Here is a 21,395-nt window from a genome sequence, read left to right as displayed (position 1 = left end):
AATTTGGATCTTAATGAGACGCATCCTTTTTATAATTGCCCTGATATTAATGAACGGGTCAGCGTCAAGTGCATCTTCACCTTCTTCCCATCACATTTTAAATGTAGGTATCGTCTCATTTCGCCCTATCGATGAAAATCAACAGATTTGGCATCCATTAGTGGATGAAATTCATGCATTTAATCCACAACTCGATGTGAACCTAACCTCAGGTTCATTAGAAGAGATCGAAAAGCTCGTCCAAAACAATACACTTGATTTCGTTATTGTCCATCCTGCGGCTTTCATTGAGATGGAGTACAAGTTCGGTATAACCAACATAGCCTCAATTATTCGGCAAACAACCGCGGATGGTCAGCATTTGATCCGCTACGGCGGAGTAATCATTACCCTGTCAAAGAGAAATGATATTCAAACCTTGTCCGATGTTCGAGGAAAAACAATCGTTACAACGCATAAAGAAGGGACTGCGGCAATGCTTATGCAGCAAGAAGTCCTTGCCAAAGCCGGAGTTGATATCCTCCACGATTGCCATATGCTCTATACCGGTCAGCCGACCGACAAAGTCATAGAGACACTTCGATCCGGCCAAGCCGATGTTGCCTTTGTCCGTACCGGATATCTGGAAGAAATGGCGGATAAAGGGAAAATCAAACTCAATGAGTTTCGTGTCATAGCACCTCAAATTAACAACGGTTTCCCATACCTGCACTCAACCCCGCTCTATCCCGAATGGGCGGTTGCTTCAACCACGCATCCTTCAAATGAGGATGTCAAAGCTTTTACGGTTGCACTTTACAGTATCCATACCGATGCATCGAAAGATTTCCATGAATTCGGAATCCCTCTTTCTTATAAAAGTGTCCGTGAGCTTATGCAGAAACTGCACGCGTATCCCTTTGAATCAAAACCGCTTACCCTTACGGACTTGATTCATCAAAATGTCTTTATTATTATGGGTATCCTGATGATAATCGTTTTGGGTGCAGTAACAATGTCATGGGTATTTCGACGACAAATACATCAAATCAAAAAACAGAAAGATCAAATCGAAACAATTCTCTCCACAGCTTCAGACGGTATTCATGTCCACGATCTGGATGGAAAGCTTTTACTCTTCAGTGATTCTTTTGCAGAAATGTTAGGATACACACATGATGAAGCCGCTCAACTGAGCGTATTCGACTGGGATCACCATTTTAATCCTGATAAAATCAAAGAGATGATGCAGCATCTCAAAATGCAAAAAGCTAAATTTGAGACAAAACATACGCGTAAAGACGGTTCTGAAATTGATGTTGAGATCCATTCACAAGGGATTATGATCAACGATCACTACTATATCTTTGCATCTGCTCGTGATATCACCAAACGTAAAGAAGCCGATTTAACCCTCCTTCAGCACAATACGATTTTTGAAAATATTGCCGAAGGGGTTTACGCGGTTGATACACAGGGTATCTGCACCTATATTAATGCCGCAGGGCTCAATATGCTCGGCCTTAAAAGTGACGACATTGTGGGAAATCTACCGCATAGCCTTTTCCATTTTCGCCATCAAAACGGAGTAACGTACGATCAGAACCAATGTCCGATATCGGAAGCTGTCAGCGAAGGACATGCCGCGCATGTAGAGGAGACATTTATTCGTAGTGATGGAACAGTCTTTCCGGTTTTCGTCACAGTTTCTCCAATCATTCAAGACGAGACTGTCATTGGATCCGTCGTTACGTTTGTCGATATTACCGAGCAAAAAATGTACAATGACCGCCTCATCGAAGAAAAAGAACGATACGATCATATCGCGCATCATGACCCTTTGACCGGCCTTCCAAACCGCCTCAGCCTTATTGAAAAACTTCAATTGAAGACATCAGGAATGGAAGATCACCCGTTCGCCCTCTTTTTCCTCGATCTGGACGGATTTAAGGAAATCAATGATTCCTACGGACATCGTTTCGGGGATACTCTTTTAATCCATTTTAAATCATTACTCCAAGAAATATTCCCCTCGGAAACCTTTATCGTCCGTACAGGAGGAGACGAATTCGTTATTCTTTTACATTGTCAAAAAGATCAGAAACTTATACAATCCATCATGACTAAATTGGTCAATATTTTAAACTACCCTTTTCATATTAACGAAACAGATGTTTACATTACTGCCAGCGTCGGGATCGCGATGTATCCGAATGATGCTCTGACTCCGGAAGATTTACTCCAACATGCCGATGCAGCAATGTACAACGCTAAAAAAATGGGGAAAAACACCTTTAGCCTATACAATACCGTTCTGACCGAAAATGCATTGTATCGGACGACGATTGCTACCAATCTCAAAAAAGCTCTTGCAGCAGGAGGCTTAGAACTATATTTTCAGCCGCAAGTGGATGCCTATACGAGTGAAATCATCGGTGTTGAGACATTATTGCGCTGGTTTTCCCCGGATGGACCGATTTCACCTGCAATCTTTATCCCTATCGCCGAAGAGATGGGGCTTATTCAAGAGATAGGAGAATTCGTCCTTCGCCAAGGATGTCTCATTGCCTCAAAATGGGCACAAAGCAAATTGTTGAACGGACGCATCGCCATTAATGTTTCAGCACGTCAACTCGTTCATCTTGATTTTCTTTCGACACTCGAACACATTATTCATGAAACACAATGTGATCCATCATGGATAGAACTCGAGATTACGGAAAGCTCTATTCTAGAAAATCCCGAAAAAATGATTGCACTTCTTACTGTTATTAAAAGTAAAGGCTTTACAATTTCACTCGATGATTTTGGCACGGGATATTCTTCTCTCTCATATTTAAAAAATCTTCCGATTGATAAACTGAAAATCGATATATCCTTTATCCGGAATATCACACATGAGCCTAAAAATCAAACTATCGTTAAAACCATTATTGCTTTGGCAAAAGGGTTGGGAATGACACCTCTGGCAGAAGGGGTGGAAACGGCTGATGAACTTGCATTTTTACAGTTACACGGTATTGGTTCGATACAAGGGTATTATTATTATAAACCGATTCCACAAAAAGAGGTAGAGTCGATATTACAACACTAAAGTGTACAATCAAAAACATCCTTTTCTCTATGGTATAATGATTGATCTTTGAATAAAAGGGATAGAATGGAGTCAAAAGATTCACAAAGCGTAAAGAGTGCTTTGAAAATCTCTGTTTATTATCTCCTTTTCGGATTCATATGGATCTATTTTTCGGATAGTGTGGTAGAATTACTATCGGCGGAAAATCCCCATAAACTCACGCTTCTTCAAAATTATAAAGGTTGGTTTTTCATCGTATTAACCGCCTCACTTCTCTTCATTTTAATCTATCGATTGCTACACAAGGGATTTATCCAATTTACGCGACGAATCAACGAGCAAACAGCGGCTCATGAGAAACTTGCACAGCAAGATATCCTTCTGAGTACGATTCTCAACAGTTCTCAGGATGCGATCTTTGCAAAAGACATGGAAGGCAAATACATATTGTTTAATACCGGCGCAGGCGAACTTGTAAATATTGCACCGGAGAAAGTTATCGGTAAAACGGATGAACTCCTTTTTTCTACTGAAGCAGCAGAAAAAATACGGGAAATGGATCGTTTAACGCTCTTAGGAGGCGCAATCCATAATCATGAAGAAGATTTGATAACCTCCGGCGGAATACAAAAAAGCTTTTGGGTTACGAAAGGGCCTCTGTTTACTGAAGGTAGAAAGACATTCGGTCTTTTTGGTATTTCCCGTGACATCACTGAACAAAAGATGGTTCAAGCCCGCCTGGAACAGCAAAACGCCCTCTTGAATTCACTGATCAACAGTTCTCCCGATGCGATTGTAATCAAAGGGCTAGACAGACGATACATCGTATTTAATGAAGCCGCTGCCCACCTTTCAGGTGTTGCGGTTGCTAACGCATTAGGCAAAACTGCCGATGAAATTTTCCCATCTGAAATAGCAGACATCATTAACAAAATAGACAACGAACTCTTGGAAAACAAATCTGTGAGTGAACATGAAAAAATGATGCTTATGCCCAACGGAACCAGACCCGTTTATTGGGTCACAACAGGGCTGCTTAGTACCGAAAACGGTGAGTTATTCGGTATTTTCGGAATCTATCGCAATATCACGGCAGCCAAGCAATATGAACAGGCAATTATCGACGCCAAAGAACATTTCGACTATATGGCACACCATGATCCACTCACCGATCTCCCTAACCGCACGAGTTTGATCGAAACACTTCAACTTCAAACATCAGGGACAGAGAGTCATCCGTTTGCGCTTCTCTTCCTCGATTTGGATGGGTTTAAGGAGGTCAATGACTCCTATGGCCATCGATTCGGAGATGAACTTTTAATCCGTATTACACATTTATTGCAGGAACTTTTTCCACCTGACACCTTTATTTCCCGTACCGGTGGAGATGAGTTTGTTATCCTTTTATCATGTCATCAAGATAAAAATATCATACATAATACCATGTTCAACCTCATCGATATACTCAATAATCCGTTTCATATCGAAGAGATAGATATGTATATAACTGCCAGTATCGGTATCGCGATGTATCCGACTGATGGATGTTGTGCCGAAGAGCTCCTTCAAAAAGCTGATGCGGCAATGTACAACGCAAAAAATATGGGAAGAAATACCTATAGCTTCTACGATATTGTCTTTACCGAAAATGCGCTTTACCGTACCACGCTCGCAACACAACTCAAAAAAGCGTTGCAAAGCAATGAGCTGGAACTCTATTTTCAACCCCAGATTGATGTTCATACGGAAAATATCATCGGTGTTGAAGCACTGTTACGCTGGAAGACACCGGAAGAAACAATATCACCTGCCGTCTTTATTCCGATTGCCGAGGAGAGCGGATTAATCCTGCAACTGGGTGAATATGTTTTGATACAAGGATGTCAGATTGCTTCACAATGGGCAAAAGAAGGGCTGTCGTTTGGACGAGTAGCTATCAATGTCTCGGCACGTCAGCTTACCCATATCGACTTTCTTGCAACGCTTGATCGCATCCTTCAAGAAACAGAGTGCGACCCTTCATTAATAGAACTTGAAATTACCGAAACCTCTATTCTCGAAAACCCTGAAAAAATGATAGCCCTTTTGGATGTCATCAAAGCAAAAGGGTTTAATATCTCGATTGATGATTTCGGTACAGGGTATTCCTCCCTCTCATACTTAAAAAACCTTCCGATTGACAAACTCAAAATCGATATCTCCTTTATCCGTAATATACTCACGGAAGCGAAAAACCAAACCATTGTCAAAACCATAATTGCACTTGCCAAAGGGCTAAAAATGGAAGTACTTGCCGAGGGGGTTGAAACCGCTGAAGAACTCACGTTTCTACGCGAAAATGATATTGATTCGATACAAGGGTACTATTATTACAAACCCATCCCTTCCTCTGAAATCAAACCATTGCTTTTGCATTACAAAGATCTCTAATATAAAATTCATTATTATATTTAATGCTTAATCTGTAATTATTCGGTATTGAAAAGATTTAAACCCTCTGAAACACAGTATAATGTTTTGAAGTAACTTGACTAGATACATGTCGATGAGAAAAGATGAAAAATTTGCACCAAGAACATATAGAAATAACCAATGAAGTCAAAGAAGCAATTAAAGATCTAAAAATTGTATTTCCAGCCCTGTATGGAAAACTCTATCAAGAATCGGCACATTCGCGTGATGTTGAACTCAAACCCGATGAACTATTGACACGTGAAATGTTGGATGAAAAAATCGTACGTCATGTTATCACCCTCGCCGATTGTGCCGACCAGGCAATTAAAGCCATAGAAACCGAGAACAAAGCTATTTTAGCTACCGTTTTATCCGAAACAAAAAAACTTCAAAAAGAGATTCAAGAGCTGCAAAAAATCGTATACGAGGACGGTCTTACTAAAAGTTATAATCGAAAATGGTTTGAAGACACCGTTCTTGATCATAACCACTTATCTTTGAGAGAAAGCGGTACGATCGTACTTATCGATTTAAATAAATTCAAAGAGATTAACGATACCTACGGACATGTCATCGGAGATAAGGTTCTCATTCATCTTACAGTTAAACTCAAAGAGACCGGAGGTCGGGTCGTCCGTTATGGAGGAGATGAATTTATCGTTATCTTTGATACCCATATCAATACACCTGAAATCGAAGAAAAAATGGAAAAGCTCCTCCGTTATTATGAAAAAATCCATTTCAAAGTGGAAGATCAATCGTTTAAAATCAGTTTCGCTTACGGGTTGGCCCCATTTACCCGGGGTGCAGATATTTCGAGTGTTATCGGAAGTGCAGATAAATCCATGTATAAACATAAGAATAATAAATAACCCTTCAACTCTTACGACCTTGACTGGAGCTAAATGATGAACGATACCATTGAAAAGCTACAGAAAGAACTTGCGGCAACGCAACGGGCATTGGCTGAATCTGAAGAACGCCGTATCCTTCAGGAGACGGAGACATGCAGACAAATCGAAGAAGCCCATAAAGAGTGGTTAGCCGCTTTGGATGTGGTAGGCGATCCTATATTCATGTACGATAAAAACTTTCGAATTCTCCGCTGCAATCGAGCCTATCAAAAACTAGCCGGACTCCCATTCAACCAGATCATCGGACGTCCCTATTTTGAAATATTTCCAAAAAACCTTGCACCATTGCAGGTTTTAGAGCAATCCTATACTGATGGAGATGAAAAAGAGATTCAAGTTGGCGAAACTTTTTTCCGTTCTCGGTTTTACCCATTAAAAGACAAAAATGGCCAATACCTCCATTCCGTACACCTTCTCGAAGATATTACGGAACACATGCAAACGAAACAGGTCCTCAATGACAGTGAAGAAAAATTTCGCAGCATAACGACTTCCGCTCAAGACGCTATTCTCATGATGGATGATGAAGGGAAAATATCGTATTGGAATGAAGCCGCCGAAAAAATGTTTGGTTATACGATGCAAGAAGCAATCGGACAATCACTTCATGACCTGCTCACACCCGAACGTTTTCTCGCTGCTCATTATATCGGTTTCAGTCATTTCCAAAAAACGGGAGAAGGCCCTGCAGTCGGAAAGACCCTTGAACTAGCAGCTTTAAAAAAGGACGGAACGGAATTTCCGATCGAACTTTCCCTCTCAGCCGTTAAGATCTCAGGTCGTTTAAATGCGATAGGCATCATCCGTGATATCTCGGAACGGAAAAAAAGTCAGGAACTCTTACGACAAAGCGAAGAAAAATTCCGTTCCCTCGTCGAATCTTCCATCGACTGGATATGGGAAGTCGATCAAAACGGACGCTATACGTATGCCAGTCCGAGAGTTGAGACATTACTCCAATATACACCTGAAGAAGTATTGGGGAAATCCCCTTTTGATTTTATGCTTCCGGATGAATCACAGCGCCTAAGCGAAGGGTTTACAAAAATGCTCATCCAACAAGCGCCGATTCGGACCTTGGAAAATACCAATGTCTGTAAAGACGGAACGATTAAAATATTGGAAACAAGCGGAGTCCCTTTTTATGATCAGAACGGTGCGTTCGCAGGTTATCGCGGGATTGACAGGGATATCACCGAACGCAAGCAATCTGAGATATCCATAAAACGTGCCAACCGAGCCCTCAAAACACTTTCTGCAGGAAATATGGCATTAGTACGGGCAAAAAACGAAAGCGAATTACTCCAAAACGTTACCGATATTATCGTTAAACAAGCGGGGTATAACCTTGCCGTGGTTGTCTATGCCGATGAAAATACCCAAAAAAGCCTTACTCCTGTCGCTGCCGCAGGCATGAAAGCAGATAATCATAATTGGGCAAACGATGTAACATGGGATGACACGCCAAACGGTCAATTACCGGTATCCCTCGCAATTCGAAGCGGAGTGACACAAGTCTGTCGAAATATTGCGTGTTCGATCGGATTGCAATTTTGGAAGGACACGGCCCTTTCTCAAGGTTATGTTTCCAATATCGCACTTCCTCTCACAAATGGAAAAAAAACCTTCGGAGCCCTTTGTATTTATTCCAGTGAAGAAAATGCATTTGATGAAGAAGAGATCAAGCTCCTCGAAGAACTTGCCAGCGATCTCGCTTACGGAATCATCAATTTACGAGCCCGTGTCCTTCATGAACAGCATGTGACTCTGCTTCGAGAAAGTCTGGAACAGTCCATCCAAACGATTGCCGCTACAGTAGAGGCACGAGACCCCTACACTGCCGGACATCAGAATCGTGTCAGTGAGTTGGCAATCGCCATTGCACAGGAGATGAATCTGAGCGAAGAACAGATTCACGGAATACAACTCGCCGCTATCATTCATGATTTAGGAAAAATCCATATCCCTGCAGAAATTCTCTCCAAACCGGGCAGACTCAACAATATCGAATTCATGCTGATCCAGACTCATCCTCAGGAAGGATACAATATCCTCAAGGATGTCAAATTTCCATGGCCCATCGCCGATATCATTTTACAGCATCATGAAAAAATCGACGGGTCCGGTTACCCGCAAGGATTAAAAGACGAAGAGATACTCATAGAGGCAAAGATCATCTGCGTTGCCGACGTCGTCGAAGCCATGTCATCACACCGTCCGTATCGTGCATCCTTAGGGATTGAACCGGCTCTGGATGAGATCAGACGCGGACGGGGAATATGGTATGATACAACCGTTGTCGATGCCTGTCTAAAACTCTTTGAAGAAAAAAAATTTTTCTTCAGTTTAGACCGTTAACAGACTTCATGACTCTTGGATTCCCCCTTCAATATCAATAAAATTTGATATCCACTTAATTATAAAATAAAGCTATATTAAAATATTTTTTAATATAAAAATATTTCAGAAAAACTATTCATAACTTAATGAGTTAAAATGTGATGATATTGTCATAATAGTTGTACAATAAGTTAAAGAATGAGTATAGATTTCTAGAGCAGGATAGTGATAATGGATGATGGACAAATCGAAAAAGCACTGACTGAATGGGTCGATGCATTGGATGCCATAGAGTATCCGATATTTATGCACGATAGAACATTTCGCGTTTTGCGCTGTAACCGTGCATACCGAGAACATGCAGGACTACCGTTTCAAGAGATTATAGGTCGTCCCTATTATGAACTCTTTCCTAAAAATGATGGCCCAATGCATCATTGTTTGGAAGCGTTGGAATGTACTTCTGAGGATGGAAGCGAAGAAGAGGTCCAAGTTAATGAGCGTCTTTTCTTTTCTCGCGGCGTTATAATAAAAGATGATAATGGCAACTACCTTTATTCATTGCATATTCTCAAAGACATCACCGAACAACGGAAAATCGAACAGGCGCTCCGTGAAAGTGAGGAGAAATTTCGTTCGCTCGTGGAGTCAACCAGCGATTGGATATGGGAAATTAATGCAGACGGGTTTTATACCTATGTCAGCCCACGTGTAAAAGATCTACTGGGATACTCTCCTGAAGAAGTACTGGGTAAATCCCCTTTTGAATTCATGCCTCGCGAAGAAATAGAACGAATCAGCGGTGAATTTCTAAAAATCATTGCTGACCACGCCCCGTTGAATGCACTTCAAAATACTAATCGCTGTAAAGACGGCACATTTAAAATTCTCGAAACCAGCGGGCTTCCCTATTTTAATGAACAAGGTGCATTTTTAGGGTATCGCGGAATAGACCGGGATATTACCGCACGGATACATGCAGAAGAATATCTTCGTGAAAGTGAAGCGCGTTATCGTACGCTGTTTGAAGCAATGCTCAACGGTTTTGCCTATTGCCAAATGATTTATGAAGAAGGTCTCCCCGTAGATTTTTTGTATCTCAATGTGAACAAAGCATTCGAGCAGCAGACCGGGCTCAAAAATGTAGTCGGAAAACGTGTCAGCGAAGTGATCCCCGGAATACGTCAATCTGATCCCGAACTTTTCGAACGATATGCACGGGTTGCTGTAAGCGGCATCCCAGAGCAATTTGAAATTTATGTCGAATCGCTTAAGATGTGGTTTTTTCTCTCTGTCTACAGCCCAAGAATGGGGTATTTTGTCGCCGTCTTCGATGTTATAACTGAACGAAAACGTGCCGAACAAGCCTTGAGGGACGAAGTAACTCGCCGTCGTATTCTGATGGAAAGCTCCCATGACGGTATCGCTGTCATTAACCAAGATTTCAAAATAGTTGAAGCCAACCGCTGTTTTGCCACTATGATCGGCTATACACCCGAAGAGATACTTGATTTGCATATATGGGATTTCGAAGCCACAATGAATGAAGAAGAAGTCCGAAACAAATTTCCCGATATGGGCAGTGTCAATATCACGATCGAAACCCGTCATCGCCGAAAAGATGGCAGCCTCTACGATGCTGAAGTCAGTATTAGCGGAGTAATGATCAATGCTGAACCGATGACCTTTACCATTACACGGGACATTACCGAACGCAAAAAAGCACAGGCTGCCTTGAGCCATGCAAACCGTGCCCTAAGAACACTCTCTGCCGGGAATATGGCACTTGTTCGTGCACAAAATGAGCAGGAGCTTCTCCAACAGGTTACCGATATTATTAAAATACAAGCCGGATACAATCTCGCTATCGTCGTCTATGCCGATAATAATATTGAAAAAAGCCTTACACTGATGGCAAGTTCAGGTATGGAAGAGAATCATTACGAGTGGGCGAAACAGATAACATGGGGTGATACAGAATACGGTCAATTACCTGTTTCCCATGCGATACGCAGCGGAGTAACACAGGTTTGCAGAGATATTCAGTGTGCTATCGGATTTAAACCATGGAAAGAATCAACGCTATTAGAAGGCTATACGTCAAATATTGCGCTTCCTCTTTCCGATGGGAAAAAAGTATTCGGTGCATTGTGTATCTATTCTTCCGAAGAGAACGCTTTCGATGAACATGAAATTCATCTGCTTGAAGAGCTGGCCAACGATCTTGCCTTTGGGGTAATCACTCTACGTACCCGCATTGCACACGACCAACAAGCAAAAGTTTTACGCCAAAGTCTGGAACAATCGATTCAGATTATTGCTGCAACGGTTGAAGCAAGAGATCCTTACACGGCCGGTCATCAACGTCGTGTTGCAGAACTTGCATCCGCCATCGCTCATGAAATCGGTTTAAATACAGAAGAAATCCAAGGTATCCATTTTGCCGCTCTCATCCATGATCTTGGTAAAATACATATTCCGGCAGAAATTCTAGTCAAACCCGGCAGACTCAGCGAAATCGAATTTATGCTTATCAAGACCCATCCGCAGGAAGGATACAATATTCTCAAAAACGTTACATTTCCTTGGCCTATTGCCGATACCATTTTACAACACCATGAAAAAATCGATGGATCCGGTTATCCGCAAGGATTAAAAGGGGAAGATATTCTAATAGGAGCAAAGATTATCTGCGTTGCTGACGTCGTCGAAGCCATGTCCTCCCATCGTCCGTATCGAGCGTCATTAGGAATCGAACCGTCATTGGAAGAGATCCGACGTGGACGGGGAACATGGTATGATCCTTTAATCGTTGATACCTGTCTAAAACTCTTCGAAGAAAAGAGATTTGTCTTTAGTTCCTATTCCGAGTAATGTGTTAACAACTACTCACCTAAAATTACTTGGTTTCGCCCATTCTCTTTAGCACGATAAAGTTGCGTATCCGCCTCTTTATAGAGTTCATCACTCGTCATTAAACTCTCAGGATTGTACAGTGCAATTCCTATCGACACGCTCACACACGAAACGGCATCATTTTTTTCATGTAAAATTGCCAACTTTTCAACCGAAGTACGAATCTGTTCAGCCAAAGTTCTGTATTTTTCTTCATTCATGTCGCTGACAATAACTCCGAACTCTTCTCCTCCAAGTCGAAATGCATATTCGCCGCCTCTCGATGTATAAAATTTGAGTACGTTGGCAATTTTACTGAGTACGATATCTCCCGCATGGTGTCCATAGCTGTCGTTGTAAAGTTTAAAATTATCCACATCCAGCATCATTAATGCCAAACTGGAGTGATGCCGTTTAACACGGTCCAGCTCATCATCAATGATTTTTGTATAAAAACGACGATTATACAGACCGGTCATCGAATCGGTAATCGCCATCTCTTCAATCAGCTTTTGATCCGTAATATCATGTCTGACAGCTGTATAACCTGTAATTTCACCCTCTTCTATATTAGGTGTAATCGTCGTATCAACCCAATAATCACCGCCATCGGATTTACGATTTTTAATCTCGCCATGCCAAATTTTCCCTGAACTGATTGTTGCCCATAACTCTCTAAACAGCTCAGAGGGCATATCAGGATGACGGATAATACGGTGATTTTCTCCGATAAGTTCTTCTTTCGTATAGCCGCTGATCTGACAAAATGCCTCAGAAGCATACGTAATAGTGCCGTATATATCGGTTTGAGAGGTAATAACATAATTATCGATAATGTCGAGATAGCCTTGAAGTTGTTTTGATTTGATTTTAATCTTTTTGGCGAGACGTTGATTGAGTTCTTCAATCTGCTCTTTATAGGTAAACAAGATTTCATTTTGATTATTGAGCTGTTCAATTTTACGCTGTGTTTCTGCAGACATTTGGTTGAATATACCCATTAAAAACTGCCATTCAACGTCGTAGTTTTCAATATTAAAATGGACATTGTAATCGCCATCCGCTATTTTCAAAGCATTTTCTGTCAATTCGGTGATTGGTTTTGAAAAGGATCGAAATACTTTTATAATCAATCCGATAACAATAGAAACACCGATGAAATACATCACTATTAACGTAAGAGAGGGGTCATATCCTTGAAGTACGGACTGTTTTAATTCCCATATGATAGAGAGCAGAAGAAGAAAAAAAAACATAGCTATTGCGATCAGCCATACTACTGTTCGCTGCAATAGAGTCATTTTTTTCATCTGAAACACAACCAAACCTTTAATTGATTTCACGTTCCATCATAAAACTTTATGACACGAATCATGATTTTTTTTGACTAAAACTTACAAAATATTTCGACACTGTGTATAAATGAAACAAATATATCACAAAAAAACTCTTACATATTATTAAGAGTACTTTGTATTTCTCGTTCTTCGTACTAACACTTCGCTAACGGTTCTACGTAATACTTTCAGCATCTAAAACACAGGAGTATCCCATGAAAACATTAGGTCTAATTGCACTGTTAAGCGTTGCAGCATTTGCAACAGATTACAAAACCATGAATATGGAAGAGATGAAAGCAATGCGTGGATCAGTACCGATCGAAGAACGTGCAGCATATCAAGCTGAGATGCAAAACCGTATGCAATTAATGAACCAGGAAGAGCGTCAAATAATGCAAAGAGATATGACTCAAAATAGATTTAATTACCAAAATGGAAGCAGATCATCAATAGGTCAAAGCGGAGCTATGCAGCGCCAAAGAATGCGATAAGTTGAAAAGCTAAGGGTCTGTTGAGTATCTTGCATAAACAACTCTGATATAATTATTCATACCGTTAAAAGGAGTTTCATTGACTATCCTCTTATTGGAAGACGATACAGTTTTAGGTGAAACTCTACATGAAATGCTGAGTGAAGCAGGATATGCGACAGACTGGGTTTCCGATGGTGAAGAGGCAGCGGAAGCTGCCTTCAATACCCGATATGATCTCTACATCTTCGATATCAATGTCCCACAAATCAACGGTTTCGATCTTGTAGAAAGCCTCCGTAGTGCAGACGATCAAACACCTACAATATTTATCAGCGCAATGAGCGATATTGCAGCCATCACAAAAGGCTTTAGTGTGGGTGCAAACGATTATCTAAAAAAACCCTTTTATCCGGAAGAACTTTTAGTTCGGATTGAAGCCCGATTCGGACAGATGAAGCACGATGTGGAATATGGAGAGATCACCTATAATCCAATCAATCATGATGTCAAACGAAACGGTAAACTTTTATCGCTCGGTGATGTTCAGTTACCCTTCTTACGCCTTTTTATAACCAATATCGGCCGTACTATCACCAAAGAAAGTCTATTGGATCTAATGGAACATCCGAGTCAGAGTGCATTACGTGTTGCAATCAATAAACTCAAACATACTACCGGATGGAACATCGAGAATGTCCGGGGAATAGGATACCGTATTGAGAAAAGCTGAACGCGAATCGTTTCTAAAAAGTTTCGGAGTATTTTTTCTCTCTCTCGCCTTATTGAGCGGAGTACTGGAGTATTTTGAATATTTCAAACTGAAACACGACATTCATGAAAAAGTCTACAACGAAATGCGTTTGTGCAGTTACGATCTCAAATGTACCCAATACGAATTTGATTTTGTCCCACTGGAGTCAAAGAAACTCTACCAACTCAGTGAATCAAACCAAGAGCTGTATGCCCTCTTCTCCTTACCAAAAAACGATACCTACGCCCTAAAACTCAGTTTGTCACAGAGTCATTATCAAAAACTGCTGCGACAATCACAAAACCTTGTAATAGGTCATTATCTATGGGCTCTTGCCATCATCTCACTTATTTCAGCCTTCTTCTCCCTTTTTGCTCTTCATCCCCTGCGCCGGGCACTGCGTTTGACCGAAGAGTTCAGTCGTGATATTTTGCATGATCTAAATACCCCTCTAGCGGCGCTTCGTTTAAATGTCAGCCGGTTAAGCATCGCACAAAAGGATGAAAAAAAGATAGCGCGAATCACACAGAGCATCGATACAATCGTATCATTAGGGGATAATTTACGCGGATATCTTGAAGAACATGATGAGAAGCGTGAACATTTCGACCTTCATACTCTGTTGGAAGAGAGACTAATGACCTTTCAAAAGCTTTATCCCGATATCACGTTCTCGCTGAATCAAGAAACGCTCCTACTCGATACGAATCGAGACGCTTTTATGCGGATAATCGATAATCTGTTTAGCAATGCCGCTAAATACAACATTCATTACGGCACAGTTACTATTGGCGTGAATAGGAGTAATGCGTCACTTTTGATACAAGATACAGGAAAAGGGATTGACCATCCTGAAAAGATTTTTGAACGTTTTTACAAAGAAAATGATCGTGGTATGGGCATTGGTCTGCATATTGTAAAAAAGTTCTGCGATATGCTCAAAATTTCCATAGAGGTAGAAAGCCATCCCGGTACAGGAAGCCTCTTTACCCTGCACCTTGCAGCGCTAACGGTTCGCTAATGTTTTTACACCATACTTACATAAAAAAAGGATTCTTATGATCACAAAACTCTCTTTTTTATCCGTGTTCATAGCGGTAATAACACTCGACGCCGCGCAATCGCTCAACGATCAAATCGAAGCGATCAAACATGCCAATCCGCAGGAGAGAGTAGAATTAATGAATGCTCTTAAAATTAAGATTGCTTCAATGAATGAAGAAGAGCGTTCTAATGCGTTAGAAACGCTTAAGAACTCTATGGGTGGAAGCGGGAAGTTTCAAAACGGCTTCTCTCAAGGAAACGGTGTAGCCGGAACTGGTGTGATTCCGTTGCACAATAAAAATATCAATTCCGTTCCAAAACAGCAAGGACATTAATGAAACGGAGTTATCTTGTTTTTCTATTAATGAGTACTTCGCTATTAGGGTACACAGACAGTGATATGGACGGTGTAGAAGACATTTATGACAAATGTCCGCAAACATTATTTAGTGATTTGGTCGATCGTGACGGATGTGCGATACAAAGTACGCAAAACACAATCCATTATGATCTCATTCTTGCTGAAGAATATTCAAAAATAAACTACGCTTCACTGCAAAATAGCGATACATGGACAACGTCATTTGAGGCGGATATCTATCTAAAAAACTGGATTCTTCAAGGATTGACATCCTACTACAGTTCCAATTCAACCGACACAACGGCAAACGGATGGAATGACACACTGATAAATGTTTTTTATCGAGTCACACCGACTGAAAAACTCACACTCTATCCCGGTATCGGCGTTGTTATACCAACCTATAAAAGCGGTTACGGTAATGAGGCTGTTGACTATAGCGTATTATTAAATTTGCAGTACGCAATCGATTCTACAAAATATCTGTTCGGTGGATACAGCTATACATGGGTCAATGATACGAATGTGATACAAGCAACCTATCAAAATACGCAAATGTTTCAGGCAGGATTAGGATATCAGTTAACCCCTAAATCAACGATTAGCCTCTCATATAACCAATATGATACGATCTATCAAGATATTGAAAGTATTCAGAGCATTCATGCAGGATACATGCAAAACATCACTACACATTGGTCAATCGGAGGCGATTACGGCTACGGTCTGAGCGATTCAGCAAGCGACCATTCATTTATAATCGGGCTAAAATACCATTATTGAGAAGTAATGAATCACACTAGATAGAAAGTGTGTTTCATTTTTCTATGAGAGCGGTGTCGTTTGAACAACGAAATACAGTTCGTCTTTAAGAGTATTGAGGCTTTTTATAACATTACTTCGTCGTGTCTCATCGAGATCGAAATGCTGTTCGATTGAATCGTAGATACGGTCGATACTGGCATAGATTTCGACCATAAGTTCTGCTTTTAGTTTATCCTGTACACCGGCCATAAATCATCCTATTTGTTTGACTAAGTCTTTCGTAAAAAACTCAACCAAAAAAATCCCCGATAAGGGGAAAATGACGAGAAACAATGAAGTTTGTCCCGCAAGGGGACAAAGGTTTAGCGAATGAGGTCGAAGAAGTAGTCGGTTGTTGCGATACCTTTAGTATCTTCATCCAATTGGTCAAGAACTTTGTTCGTGATCCAAGTAAGAAGGTTCAACGCTCCGTCGTATCCGCTGATAGAGTAACGGTGTAGGTGATGACGGTCAAAGATTGGGAATCCGATGTAGATCAACGGAGTACCAGTATCACGCATCAACTCTTTACCATAGCTGTTACCGATCATGAAATCAACAGGTTCAGTGAAGAGAAGTGAACGCATTGCCCACAAGTCTTTACCAGCCCATACATGGAGGCTGTCTTTAGCCGGAGATGTATCGAGCAATGCTCTCATTTCATCTTCCCAACCGTTCGGTGCATTGTGGCAAAGAACATGAGTCGGCTCAGCACCCATCTCTAACAAGAATGAAACAACACCGAGAAGGAAGTCAGGATCACCCCAGATAGCGAATTTTTTACCGTGCATATACGGATAGCTGTCTTGCATAGCATCAACCAAACGGCCGCGCTCTACTTTAAGTTTTGCAGGAACTTCTGTACCTGTCAATTCTGCAAGTTTCATAACAAACTCATCAGTCCCTTTAAGACCGATTGGGTTGCTTGTTCCACCAGCATGTTTCCAACGTTTTTCTACCATTTTCATAGTTTTAGACGTTGCATATTTTTGAAGAGAAATGGTTGCACTTGAATTGATACAATCTTTTGCGTCTTCGATTTTTGTTCCGCCTTGGAACATTTCGTATTGACCAGCCGGCATATCCCATTGATCAGAGTGGTCACCCAACATGATATAGTCTGTACCGAATGCTTCTACGATGCTTTTTACTGAACGAAGGCTTCCGATATACGTTTCAAAACCAGGGATGATATTGATACGTTGTTTTGTTTCGCCTTTTTGACCTTCAGTAAGTTGAGACATGATACCGTGCATCATGTTATCGTAACCAGTGATGTGGCTTCCTACGAATGAAGGAGTGTGTGCATATGGAATCGGATATTCTGCCGGTAAATATTCACCTTTATCTTCTTCTTTAGCAGCAATGATGAACGCCATCAAGTCGTCACCGATAACTTCAGCCATACAAGTAGTAGAAACTGCGATCATTTTAGGTTTATAAACTGCAGCACAGTTTTTAAGACCCTCTTTCATGTTCACCAATCCACCGAATACCGCTGCATCTTCTGTCATAGAGTCAGAAACACATGGTGTTGGCTCTTTGAAGTGACGTGTAAAGTATGAACGGAAATATGCTACACATCCATGTGAACCATGAACATAAGGCATAGTACCTTCAAACCCGAGAGCAACCATAACCGCACCAAGTGGTTGACATGCTTTCGCAGGGTTAACGGTAATTGCTTCACGAGCAAGGTTTTTCTCACGGTAATCCCATGATTTAGTCCACTCAGCAACCTCTTCAACTTTCGCAGGGTTGATTGCGAGCATGGACGACTCAAATTGTTTTTTGTTTTTAAGTACATCTTGGTACTCAGGTCGTTTAAACAGGTCTTTCCCGTTTACGATTTTTTCTACTTCTTGCATTGTGTTTTCCTTGGTATAGACAATTTTCTGCCTCATACGAGGCAAGGAATTTTCAAAGCGCCAAAAGCGCAAGGGCCTGCTGCGAGAGCCAACTCAGTGTGTATTAATAAAGCAGCTGAGCCGGACTAAGCTCGCTCAGTGCAGGGAAGAAGGCTTCAGCCTTCTTTCTCCCATGGTGCTTTTGAATGTGCCCATACAGGAGAGTTGATCGCAAGATCCATATCCTGGGCGAAAATAGCGAATCCATCGTACCCGTGGTAAGGTCCGCTGTAATCCCATGAGTGCATTTGACGGTATGGAAGACCCATTTTTTGGAATACATACTTCTCTTTGATCCCAGAAGCTACTAGGTCAGGTTGAAGTTTTTTAACAAATGCTTCAAGTTCATACTCGTTGACGTCATCATAGATAACGGTTGAGCGGAAAATTTCTTCTTTTGTACGTTTGTAGTCGTCATCATGAGCGAACTCATAACCGGTTCCGATTACTTCCATACCCAAATCTTCGTAAGCACCGATAACGTGACGAGGGCGGAGACCACCTACGAACAACATTACTTGTTTGCCTTCAAGACGTGGTTTATATTTTGCGATAACCGCATCGATCATCGGTTGATATTTAGCGATAACTTCTTCACATTTAGCTTGTACACTTTCGTCAAAGAACGCCGCGATTTTGCGGAGAGATTTGATGGTTTGTGACGGTCCGAAGAAGTTATATTCAATCCAAGGTATCCCGTACTCTTTTTCCATATGTCGGCTGATATAGTTCATTGAACGGTAGCAGTGAAGCAAGTTCAATTTAACTTTTGGAGTCAATGCCATCTCTTTAAGAGTCGCATCTCCTGACCATTGTGCAACAACACGAAGGCCCATTTCTTCCAAAAGGATACGGCTTGACCATGCGTCACCACCGATATTATAGTCACCGATGATTGCTACGTCATAATCAGTAGCTTCAACATCGCTTGTATTAACATTTACTTTTGCATCGAAAACATAGTCACGAACCGTGTCATTTGCAATGTGGTGACCCAATGATTGAGAAACCCCACGGAAACCTTCACAGTTAACAGGAACGATTGTTTTGTCAAGCTCTTTTGCTTTTACTTTCGCAACAGCACCGATATCATCCCCGATCAAACCGATCGGACATTCTGATTGAACAGTGATACCGTTATTCAATGGGAAAAGGTTATTGATTTCATCAATAGCGATACCCAATTTTTTATCTCCACCGAAAACGATGTTGTTTTCTTGGAAATCCGTACTAAAGTTCATAGTAACGAATGTATCTACACCGGTTACACCGATATAATAGTTACGACGACCTGCACGGCTGTATTGACCGCATCCGATAGGACCGTGAGAGATGTGAATCATGTCTTTAACAGGACCCCATACAACCCCTTTAGAACCTGCATAAGCACAACCACGTTGGCTCATTACACCCGGAACGGTTTTTTTGTTTGAACGGACATCTCCGCACGTTTTTTGATTTTCGTCATTTGGAGAACCAACGCCTAAGTGTTTTTCACGGTTTTTTGCCGCTTTCTCAGGATACGCTTTTAAGATCTCTTCAATGGCCGCTTTTTGTTTAGCTTCTAGTGTTTCTGGACCCATAATACACCCCTTCCTTACGCGACTTCGATACGGAATTGTTCCATCGAATCTAAGTTATGACACAATTTCATTGTTTCATCATCAGCTGCATCTACACGTTTAGAGATTGCAGACATTTGGTAACGGTTCATGTAGATCATGTATTTTTGAGTTTTATCTGGGTTCTCTTCTTTGAAATAGTGAACCATAGCTTTGAACAAGAATGTATCTTTGTTTGTGTAGCTGATCCATTCTTTATCTTTATCTTTTGTACCCATCAAAAGTTTGATCTCTTTAACGTCACTGATATCAACATCAGCCAATTTTTCGATAACTTTTTCGTCCGGAATAATATTCCCCATATCAGCTGGGAAGTGAAAACCTAATACAAACATCTAATCTCCTTTTTCTGTTGTTTTCTTTTCATTATTAACAAGATGTTAAACGTCATAGAAACTTCTATGACAGCCATTGAAGATTCCTCAAAAGAGGAACCGTTCAGTTACTTACGCTTCGTGCGCAGCTTTACCAACTTGAGACTCATCTACTTCGTCTTCGAGACCGAATGCAAGAAGCAAGTCTTCAAGCTCATCCATACTGATTGGAGTAGGGATGATTTTCATATCGTTATAAACGATTTTACGAGCAAGCTCTTTGTATTCGCGAGCTTGGTCAGAATATGGGCTGTACTCAACAACAGTCATACGACGAAGTTCAGCATGCTGAACGATGTTGTTACGTGGTACGAAGTGGATCAATTGAGTTCCAAGGCGTTGAGCAAGCTCTAGTGCCAAATCGTACTCTTTATCTGTCATACGAGCGTTACATACTAGACCGGCAAGACGAACTCCACCAGTGTTTGCATATTTCAAAATCCCTTTAGAGATGTTGTTAGCTGCATACATCGCCATCATTTCACCAGACATAACGATATAAATTTCTTGTGCTTTACCTTCACGAATAGGCATTGCAAATCCGCCGCAAACAACGTCACCAAGAACGTCATAAGAAACGAAGTCAAGACCTTCTTCATCGTAAGCACCCTCTTCTTCGAGGAAGTTAATCGCAGTAATAACACCACGACCTGCACAACCTACTCCTGGTTCTGGTCCGCCAGACTCAGTACAGTTGATCCAACCGCCCGGAGTTTCTTTATCAAAAAGACCTTTACCCCAAAGACGAGCTTGTTCCATCTCAACATCTTCGATGGTGCCGTATTCTGCTGCAAGAGAAAGAATAGTATCTTGTGCTTTCTCGTGAAGAATCAAACGAGTTGAATCCGCTTTTGGATCACATCCAACAATCATAATATTTTTATCGAAATAGTGTGCCATTGCTGCCAATGTATTTTGAGATGTGGTAGATTTACCGATCCCACCTTTTCCGTAGAACGCGATTTGTCGCAAGCTAGCTGCTCCAGCCATGTTATCCCCTTATTTTTGAACTTCACTTAGGTTGATGCATCCGTCGTTCTATGGTTTTTTGCGACATTTTC

General features: G+C 41.2%; 16 protein-coding genes. 10 read left to right on the top strand and 6 right to left on the bottom strand.

All coding sequences use genetic code 11. From position 1 onward, the window contains the following. The first annotated feature begins 13 nt into the window (after positions 1–13). From PHE37_RS07800 to PHE37_RS07780, 5 genes are all read left to right on the top strand, one after another. Positions 14–3,073 carry an EAL domain-containing protein gene (locus PHE37_RS07800; RefSeq protein WP_299995852.1) on the top strand — a complete coding sequence of 1,020 codons (3,060 nt, stop codon included), beginning with the start codon at positions 14–16 and terminating at the stop codon, positions 3,071–3,073. A gap of 66 nt (positions 3,074–3,139) precedes the next feature. Continuing rightward, positions 3,140–5,485, top strand: a complete 2,346-nt coding sequence (locus PHE37_RS07795) for a bifunctional diguanylate cyclase/phosphodiesterase (RefSeq protein ID WP_300008385.1) — start codon at positions 3,140–3,142, stop codon at positions 5,483–5,485. Between the two features lie 125 nt (positions 5,486–5,610). Beyond that, positions 5,611–6,381: a GGDEF domain-containing protein gene (locus PHE37_RS07790; RefSeq protein WP_299995856.1), complete on the top strand. Its 771-nt coding sequence runs from the start codon at positions 5,611–5,613 to the stop codon at positions 6,379–6,381. A gap of 33 nt (positions 6,382–6,414) precedes the next feature. Further along, on the top strand, positions 6,415–8,781 hold the full coding sequence (locus tag PHE37_RS07785; protein ID WP_299995858.1) for a PAS domain S-box protein: 2,367 nt from the start codon (positions 6,415–6,417) through the stop codon (positions 8,779–8,781). A gap of 213 nt (positions 8,782–8,994) precedes the next feature. Continuing rightward, a complete protein-coding gene (locus PHE37_RS07780; protein ID WP_300008383.1) occupies positions 8,995–11,637 on the top strand; it encodes a PAS domain S-box protein in 2,643 nt (880 codons plus the stop codon). Between the two features lie 11 nt (positions 11,638–11,648). Here PHE37_RS07780 and PHE37_RS07775 read toward each other — a convergent pair whose 3' ends face one another. Continuing rightward, positions 11,649–13,001, bottom strand: coding sequence for a diguanylate cyclase (locus PHE37_RS07775; protein ID WP_300008381.1), 1,353 nt, complete (start codon positions 12,999–13,001; stop codon positions 11,649–11,651). Between the two features lie 209 nt (positions 13,002–13,210). Between PHE37_RS07775 and PHE37_RS07770 the strand changes: the two genes are divergently transcribed. The 5 genes from PHE37_RS07770 (at position 13,211) to PHE37_RS07750 (ending at position 16,410) form a co-directional block, all read left to right on the top strand. Continuing rightward, the gene (locus tag PHE37_RS07770) at positions 13,211–13,489 is read left to right on the top strand and encodes a DUF1104 domain-containing protein (RefSeq protein ID WP_299997630.1); all 279 of its coding nucleotides are present in this window, start codon (positions 13,211–13,213) and stop codon (positions 13,487–13,489) included. Positions 13,490–13,568: 79 nt separating this feature from the next. Continuing rightward, positions 13,569–14,201 (top strand): response regulator transcription factor, encoded by a 633-nt coding sequence (locus tag PHE37_RS07765; protein WP_299997633.1) that lies wholly within the window; start codon positions 13,569–13,571, stop codon positions 14,199–14,201. Further along, entirely contained in the window at positions 14,188–15,243 is a 1,056-nt protein-coding gene (locus tag PHE37_RS07760) for a HAMP domain-containing sensor histidine kinase (protein ID WP_299997636.1), read from the top strand. The genes PHE37_RS07765 and PHE37_RS07760 overlap by 14 nt, the downstream gene beginning before the upstream one ends. Positions 15,244–15,280: 37 nt before the next feature. Beyond that, positions 15,281–15,601 carry a hypothetical protein gene (locus tag PHE37_RS07755; protein WP_299997638.1) on the top strand — a complete coding sequence of 107 codons (321 nt, stop codon included), beginning with the start codon at positions 15,281–15,283 and terminating at the stop codon, positions 15,599–15,601. After that, on the top strand, positions 15,601–16,410 hold the full coding sequence (locus PHE37_RS07750) for a DUF3187 family protein (RefSeq protein ID WP_299997641.1): 810 nt from the start codon (positions 15,601–15,603) through the stop codon (positions 16,408–16,410). Before PHE37_RS07755 ends, PHE37_RS07750 begins: the two co-directional genes overlap by 1 nt. A gap of 42 nt (positions 16,411–16,452) precedes the next feature. Here the strand turns inward: PHE37_RS07750 and PHE37_RS07745 are convergent, their stop codons facing one another. The 5 genes from PHE37_RS07745 to nifH form a co-directional block, all read right to left on the bottom strand. Beyond that, positions 16,453–16,641: a hypothetical protein gene (locus PHE37_RS07745; RefSeq protein WP_299926288.1), complete on the bottom strand. Its 189-nt coding sequence runs from the start codon at positions 16,639–16,641 to the stop codon at positions 16,453–16,455. Positions 16,642–16,754: 113 nt separating this feature from the next. Further along, a complete protein-coding gene (gene nifK / locus PHE37_RS07740; protein ID WP_299997644.1) occupies positions 16,755–18,299 on the bottom strand; it encodes a nitrogenase molybdenum-iron protein subunit beta in 1,545 nt (514 codons plus the stop codon). A 155-nt stretch (positions 18,300–18,454) separates the two neighbouring features. Beyond that, positions 18,455–19,921: a nitrogenase molybdenum-iron protein alpha chain gene (nifD, locus tag PHE37_RS07735; RefSeq protein ID WP_300008379.1), complete on the bottom strand. Its 1,467-nt coding sequence runs from the start codon at positions 19,919–19,921 to the stop codon at positions 18,455–18,457. 14 nt (positions 19,922–19,935) lie between these two features. Continuing rightward, entirely contained in the window at positions 19,936–20,295 is a 360-nt protein-coding gene (locus tag PHE37_RS07730) for a hypothetical protein (RefSeq protein WP_300008377.1), read from the bottom strand. A gap of 111 nt (positions 20,296–20,406) precedes the next feature. Next, positions 20,407–21,324 carry a nitrogenase iron protein gene (nifH, locus tag PHE37_RS07725; RefSeq protein ID WP_299996931.1) on the bottom strand — a complete coding sequence of 306 codons (918 nt, stop codon included), beginning with the start codon at positions 21,322–21,324 and terminating at the stop codon, positions 20,407–20,409. Between the last annotated feature and the right edge of the window lie 71 nt (positions 21,325–21,395).

Source organism: Sulfuricurvum sp. (genome assembly GCF_028681615.1).
In the GTDB taxonomy this organism is placed as follows: Bacteria; Campylobacterota; Campylobacteria; order Campylobacterales; family Sulfurimonadaceae; genus Sulfuricurvum.
Note: the sequence above shows the minus strand (reverse complement) of the source record. Positions and strands in the feature narration are given on the sequence as shown.

Bases quoted from the DNA above. Each gene is read 5' to 3' on its own strand.
- PHE37_RS07755 (WP_299997638.1), top strand. From the start codon at position 15,281: ATGATCACAAAACTCTCTTTTTTATCCGTGTTCATAGCGGTAATAACA.
- PHE37_RS07795 (WP_300008385.1), top strand. From the start codon at position 3,140: ATGGAGTCAAAAGATTCACAAAGCGTAAAGAGTGCTTTGAAAATCTCT.
- PHE37_RS07780 (WP_300008383.1), top strand. From the start codon at position 8,995: ATGGATGATGGACAAATCGAAAAAGCACTGACTGAATGGGTCGATGCA.
- PHE37_RS07790 (WP_299995856.1), top strand. From the start codon at position 5,611: ATGAAAAATTTGCACCAAGAACATATAGAAATAACCAATGAAGTCAAA.
- PHE37_RS07770 (WP_299997630.1), top strand. From the start codon at position 13,211: ATGAAAACATTAGGTCTAATTGCACTGTTAAGCGTTGCAGCATTTGCA.
- nifD (WP_300008379.1), bottom strand. From the start codon at position 19,921: ATGGGTCCAGAAACACTAGAAGCTAAACAAAAAGCGGCCATTGAAGAG.
- PHE37_RS07745 (WP_299926288.1), bottom strand. From the start codon at position 16,641: ATGGCCGGTGTACAGGATAAACTAAAAGCAGAACTTATGGTCGAAATC.
- PHE37_RS07800 (WP_299995852.1), top strand. From the start codon at position 14: ATGAGACGCATCCTTTTTATAATTGCCCTGATATTAATGAACGGGTCA.
- nifH (WP_299996931.1), bottom strand. From the start codon at position 21,324: ATGGCTGGAGCAGCTAGCTTGCGACAAATCGCGTTCTACGGAAAAGGT.
- PHE37_RS07785 (WP_299995858.1), top strand. From the start codon at position 6,415: ATGATGAACGATACCATTGAAAAGCTACAGAAAGAACTTGCGGCAACG.
- PHE37_RS07730 (WP_300008377.1), bottom strand. From the start codon at position 20,295: ATGTTTGTATTAGGTTTTCACTTCCCAGCTGATATGGGGAATATTATT.
- nifK (WP_299997644.1), bottom strand. From the start codon at position 18,299: ATGCAAGAAGTAGAAAAAATCGTAAACGGGAAAGACCTGTTTAAACGA.
- PHE37_RS07750 (WP_299997641.1), top strand. From the start codon at position 15,601: ATGAAACGGAGTTATCTTGTTTTTCTATTAATGAGTACTTCGCTATTA.